This window comes from Kangiella sp., from assembly GCF_048265365.1.
GTDB lineage: Bacteria > Pseudomonadota > Gammaproteobacteria > Enterobacterales > Kangiellaceae > Kangiella.
Map to the genome: position 1 here is coordinate 1 of NZ_JBLXBT010000025.1, position 6,198 is coordinate 6,198.

Annotated in this window: 4 protein-coding genes; all 4 read right to left on the reverse strand. The window is 39.4% G+C overall.

Annotation, left to right across the window (positions count from 1 at the left end):
* Positions 1 to 611, reverse strand: a 611-nt coding sequence (gene rhuM / locus ACN0VI_RS15435) for a RhuM family protein (protein ID WP_417447422.1), incomplete at its 3' end; no start/stop codon positions are given.
* A 26-nt stretch (positions 612 to 637) separates the two neighbouring features.
* A complete protein-coding gene (locus ACN0VI_RS15440; protein ID WP_417447423.1) occupies positions 638 to 2,974 on the reverse strand; it encodes a DUF2357 domain-containing protein in 2,337 nt (778 codons plus the stop codon).
* Positions 2,975 to 3,009: 35 nt separating this feature from the next.
* On the reverse strand, positions 3,010 to 4,914 hold the full coding sequence (locus ACN0VI_RS15445) for an McrB family protein (RefSeq protein ID WP_417447424.1): 1,905 nt from the start codon (positions 4,912 to 4,914) through the stop codon (positions 3,010 to 3,012).
* 9 nt (positions 4,915 to 4,923) lie between these two features.
* Complete coding sequence (locus tag ACN0VI_RS15450; RefSeq protein WP_417447425.1) at positions 4,924 to 6,174, reverse strand: DNA cytosine methyltransferase; 1,251 nt, start codon at positions 6,172 to 6,174, stop codon at positions 4,924 to 4,926.
* Between the last annotated feature and the right edge of the window lie 24 nt (positions 6,175 to 6,198).

A 6,198-nucleotide genomic window follows, 5' to 3' on the forward strand; every position in this document is an offset into this window, starting at 1 on the left:
GCAGTCTGTCCATGAATCGCAAAATGCAGTTTGTTTTGCACTGTCGCAAAAAAGGATTGAGTCGTTGGCGCATTTTTATTGTAATCAACACTGGTTGCGTAAATATCGGTGATCTTCTGATAAAAACGTCGTTCAGAAAGGCGAATTTCACGAATTTCTTCCAGCAAGCGCTCAAAGTAATCTTCACCCAGAAAGCTTCCGTTCTCCATGCGCTCTTTATCGATCACATAACCCTTGATAGAAAACTCTCGCAACACCTGAGTCGCCCACTGACGAAACTGAGTCGCTCGCACAGAATTCACGCGATAACCGACAGAGATAATGGCGTCTAAATTGTAAAAATCTATATTTCGATTTACCTCACGGCTGCCCTCAACTTGAACTATCCGGAATTTCCGGATAGTTGCCTCTTGATCAAGCTCTCTTAGTGAGTAGATATTTTTTAAGTGTTCACTGACCGTTCGCACATCAACGTCAAACAACTCAGCAATCAGCTTTTGGGAAAGCCAAATAGTGTCTTCTTCATAACGGGCCTCGATGCTCTGCTCACCAGATTGCCCAGTAAAAATCAAAAACTCAGCCGTGCTATTGCGGATTAACTTGGTGGTCATTGGCACATCCTTAACATGATTTAACTTTACCAACTCAGATCAAATTCAGTATAGAGTTGCAAGTCATCCTTAACATCGTCCCAATGCGTAAATTGCTGTAAATACTCCGCTTTGGTCAGTTTGAATTGGAAGCTCTCAAGGTATGGTTTTTCTATCTCTGCACTAAGAGCAATTGGCGAGCCAACGAATTCGAATAGCCAATAATGACGGTTATCGGTGCTTTCCTTGCCTGTTAAGCTTCTATCAATATCATACCTTGGTAAAAGTTTTACATTTGCAACACGATATAAGTATTTACCAACTTGATGCTCCGTATTTTTTTCACGAACAGTAACAATGACATAACGGATTTCACGCACGATGTTTCTATGTACGTTTTGCCGATTAGTCGCTACAAGTTGCGTGTGATATCCCTGTAGCTTTCCTGTTCTCGCTTTTTCTAGATAGTCATCGTCACGTTCTATTTCATTAATGGGGGCAATCATAGTTAACCCATTGTGCCTGACAGTATTTACTCCATAAGGCGTGATACGCGCAGCATCTTCCACAAAATAGTAATCGTTTGATGGAATCTTTGGATAAGTAAACTCGGCTTTTCTATCGCAAAGTTTTAGCGTTAAATAATCGCGCAACCAATGATTATGTGAAACCTCAGAATCTTTACTAGGCAACAACGCAAATGCCCCAATTCCAATCTCTTTGATGGCCTCTTCGTAAGGATTTACTTGGTCTTTTTGGTTATCAAAAAAGCCAGGGTATAAGGCAAAAGCGCCCATAACAGGACGACTTTTTAAAGGTGACTCATATTCAAAACGGTGCTGGTGGATAATAGCGTCTCGGTATCGATGCATCTGATTAAGAGCATCCTCGGGGACACCATCTTTGTCTTTGAATTGTTGTGTATCAATGCGATATTTAGCATCGAATAAAATAAAAAATGACTCATGATTTGCCAGAGTAACACGAAGCACAATATCAGGGCTTTGTCGCCCAAGCCAAGTTCGATTAACAGTGCCGCTTTGTGTAAAAGAGGGTTTGTGAGCTATCTCTATCGTCATCCCATCGCTTTCACGAAAGTAAACAAATGCTGCTGCCATTTCATCATCTGGAAACTGTTTTTCAAATTGTATTTGTTTAAGATGGCTAAGCTTTTTGGTTAATTGCGTAAAGCCTAATGATTCAATAGCCGATTTAACTTCTAAGAAACACCAAATTTCATAAATATCAGCGACTGACTTTATTGATATCTGGCTATCTCCAACATGACCATTTAAATAGTGTTTCAACTGTTGCCAGACCTGATATACCTTTGAATATCCAGCCGCTTCTTGTAATACTTTTGACTCAGTATTTTGCCCCTTAAACTCTCCCACTTCTTTCCACAGTTTATGCTTTGTATATTTTCCTATCTGATCACGCCAAGCTTCTAACATTGAGATAAAAGATTTAGATACTTTCGAGTCTTTATCTTTAATGACAGCCATTAGTATCTGAGACAAATTCGCTTTGATTTTCAACAAAACCATTTTAATAAAACGATTTTCAGGTGTATCAATATTTAAGCGCTGTTTTTTGATAGCCAATCGAGAAGCACGTTTTGAAGCAACTAGCTCTTTTGCCCGCTCTTCCAACTTTGTTCCAAGTCTTTTGTTTATTCTTTCTAGCTTTTGCTGATCTGTATAAGCCTGCAAGCGGTTATGAGGGGCATTTAATACCCGCTTCACACCTTGATTGAACTCGGACACTAACCGTTCAAACTGCGCTAACCAAAACAGCCCAAACTTCTCAGGTTGTCTAGCGGACTTACCTTGCTGATGAGTCGTTTTACCTGTAATAGCATAACGCCATAATGGATACACTTGATCAATCGCATGATTCATAACACTCAGGTCCTGAGTTTGAATCATTTTCGTCGCAAATACAGTGAAAGTCACAGGAACCCTATGTCGAACACCATCAAGGCTATATTGGATATCAAAGCGACAAAGACCAACGTCATTGCTAAAGTTAATAGAAGCGTTTAGTACTTTTCGTTTAGGGTGAGCGGAAAAACTTTGATCAAACAGAGCATGTTTATGGTTAACCGCATAAGACTCAATATTTGGCTGATTCGTAAAATCTACCTCAAACCAATACTGTCGATTCTCAAAAAAGAACGGTTGCAAAACAATACATCCATCTTCTGAAAGCATTGCTTCGGCCCCAACCAATACCACCATATCCTTACAAGCAGGCCCGACTAGGCCACGAGACTCATAGGTTCTCCGCAGTTTACGCCTAGACGTGTCGAGATTGTCGGCATATACATAAAGCACAAAGTCATTATGCTCATGCACCAAGATTTCTGTCTTTTTCTCAGCCATGCTGTATTACCGCCAAAATATCAAATTCCATTTATTTAAGGCCAGAAAGACACAAAGCCTCGGACAAGTTGATCATTCATCCACTGTAATTTTTTCTTAGATCGACAAGGAACCATAACCTTTGCATCATTATTGTCTATGTACTCACGATAAAGATCAGGTCGGCCTATATTCCAAACTTCATCAGCCAATTGTTGCTCTAAAATGCTCATCAGACGCTGTAGAATATTTTGATCGCCTTGAATAGAAACCATTAGCTTATCTTCATCGCCTTCAATACGCGGCAAAACCTTACACATCATAAAGTCATCCCACACAGCGTGCAGTGTCGTTTCATCTTGTGGCTGATAGCTAGTAACCGACAACAACAACTCATTCAATGCACGATAAGCAAGCTCAAATGGGGTATTTTTCAGCTCAGCATTAATCGCTTTTAAAAACCCAACCGTCTTAGAGCCATCTTCATCAAAGGTACTAGATAGCATTTCTTTATTAGCATGAGACCACACAGGGTAAGTCAGTCGCTTATTAAGGTGTTTTGGTGAAAAGAAGTCGTCATAGTCATTTTGGAAAAATTCACCGAAATCAAAACTCAGCGCACGATCAATCACTTTACGTGAAAAACCGTGGGTGGTTTCGTCCATATTGACCGTGCCCGCGACCAGCAAGTTAAACGGGATACCTAACCCATATTGGCAAATATGTGCCCACAGCTTATCGTATTGCGCATCATCAAGGCCTAGCGCTTCACGTAGCTTTTCTTTATCAGCGACATCTTTAATGGTGGCGGGTTTTAATAAAGCATCACTGCTGTAGGTAAAGCTACCGTCTTCTTTCCAATCCCATTCGCGGGTTTCTAGCACCGACAAGTAATCGGCAAAATACTGCTCAACGGGGGCAAGGTTCATTTCATCCAAGCACAACCAGTAAGGCAGTACCTTATCTAACGTATCATGTTCACCTGTTACCACTAGGCGTTCACCTTGATCTTCGCTATCGTGAACTTCAACAGTTAAGCCACTATCAGCAATGGCACGCCAAGCTTTGGCGATAAACTGCAACACATCGGTAGTGATGTATTCGGCTTTTCCGTCTTTTGCTAGGCGAGAAATATAACCAAGCAAATCGCTCGGCTCATGCCAATCGGGGCGCACCGAGGTTAAACAATAGGTCTCACGAAACTGTCCGGAAGTTTTTGCTTGCTCGCGCACAAAACGGGTTTTACCTGTGCCAGAGATACCTGCAAGAAGGAGGAAGGGTTTGTACACTTCAATACTTGGTTTTGTTGTTTTTACCGAAGGTATTGAAACAGATAACGTGCCGAAAAACGCTCGAATTTCATCGTATAAATATTTATTTTGCACAAGAGAATACACCAAATCTCCAAAAATACTTGATGAGGAGTTTGGTAAATTAACCATGGTTAAAACAATAGAACCAAAGCAATCTTCATGTGAGCGAACGGTTATTTTCCCAGCCTCACTTTTATTGAAGATTGATTTGCCGCCAAGTCTATATTCATTTTTTTCACCTTTTTTCTTGGGAAACGATATAAACTGAGCAAGCAGTTTAGCGTCGTTATCATCAAGAGTATTCAATTCCAGTAATTTTTCTTCAATATCTTCTACACGCTCAGAAAACAGGTCTATCAAATTATTTTCTTTTTTGATTTCATCCAACACGTTAAAGTAAGCTAAGACATCGAAGGCAGCGTCATAGATTTCACATGCAAATCTGAAAATTTGATTTGGCATTACAGCATAATTTGTTGCACTTGTATTAGAAAATGCAGTGTAAGGATTAATAGTAAGTTTACCTTCTAAAATTCTTTCTTCTATTTTATCCCTAATGTTTTTTGGTAGCTTAATTTCTTTCAGAGTGCTGGTATTCACTACAGCTTTAGAGCTGTTGCCACTATATTTCCTTAAATCGACTAACATTAAGCATCCTTATAGATATTCTTTTATGCGATTTGCTAATGCGTTAATTACATCAACAGTAACACTGTTACCAAATTGCTTATAAGCTTGAACTGTCGAATCACTATACTCAAACTCATCCGGAAAACCCTGTAATCTTGCCGCTTCTCTAGGACTAACCTTTCTTGGGTTTTTGCCTTCCTGTTCAATTAATACTTCACTGCCATCTTTGTAATACCTAGCAGATAGAGTATTTGTGTAAGGAGAATCTTCGTTAACAATTCCATATCCAAAGCCTTTACCATTAATCTTATTCTGCATCTTTCGTCTTTGATGCCCTTCCCACAATCGATCAGAAATAGTTAGCTTTGGGTTAGGATTGGCTTCTAATATGTCTCCAACTCTTGTATCAAGTTCCATTGACTCTGGATAATCAAAATTATCAATCTCACCATCTTTCCAAAGTACAATATAAATTCTTTGTCTATTCTGAGGCACGCCAAAGTCTACTGATTTCAATACCATTGATTTAGCTAGGTTCTGAATCTCTTTGGTACTGCCGTTTTCAATAATACTCTTAGGGATATTACAGCTGTAACCGATATTTGTAAGTGTTTTTAAAATAACTTTAAGTGTATGACCTTTATCGTGGCTTATTAGCCCTTTTACATTTTCCAAAACTGCAAAACGTGGATTCTTCTCTTCAATAATTCTGGCTATATCATGAAATAAAGTTCCTCGAGTATCTTCAATACCAAGCTTTAAGCCAGCATGAGAAAAAGGCTGACAAGGAAACCCAGCAAGTAAAACATCATGGTCTGGAATAGATTCAGGAGAAATGAGAGTGATATCACCAAACGGGAATTCACCATGATTCTTTTTATATGTAAGCTGTGCATGTTTATCAAATTCTGAAGAAAAAACACAAGTGCCACCAGCTTGTTGAAAGCCCAGTCTTACTCCACCGATACCAGCGAACAAGTCAATAAATCGGAATAATGCGTTTTCTAGTGGTTTAAGTTTTAAATGACCAAACACCTCATTAAAAAAACTTTTTCTATCTTTAAGCAATCCGTTAAGACTTAAAGAAAACTCAATATCAATTCGAAGTTGCTTAGGATCGACCTGAGTATTGTCACAATAAAACTGGCTGTCTGTCGCAATCGCATGAATCCACTGGTCTACAACCGCTTGTACTTCCGTGCCCTCCGGTGTGTGCTCTAAGACTAAGGGCCTGATGAATTCTTCCACTTGCTGAAGTACACTGGTCTCACTTTTCATTATTTACTACTACTAAAAATTCTT

Bases quoted from the DNA above. Each gene is read 5' to 3' on its own strand.
- ACN0VI_RS15440 (WP_417447423.1), bottom strand. From the start codon at position 2,974: ATGGCTGAGAAAAAGACAGAAATCTTGGTGCATGAGCATAATGACTTT.
- ACN0VI_RS15445 (WP_417447424.1), bottom strand. From the start codon at position 4,914: ATGTTAGTCGATTTAAGGAAATATAGTGGCAACAGCTCTAAAGCTGTA.
- ACN0VI_RS15450 (WP_417447425.1), bottom strand. From the start codon at position 6,174: ATGAAAAGTGAGACCAGTGTACTTCAGCAAGTGGAAGAATTCATCAGG.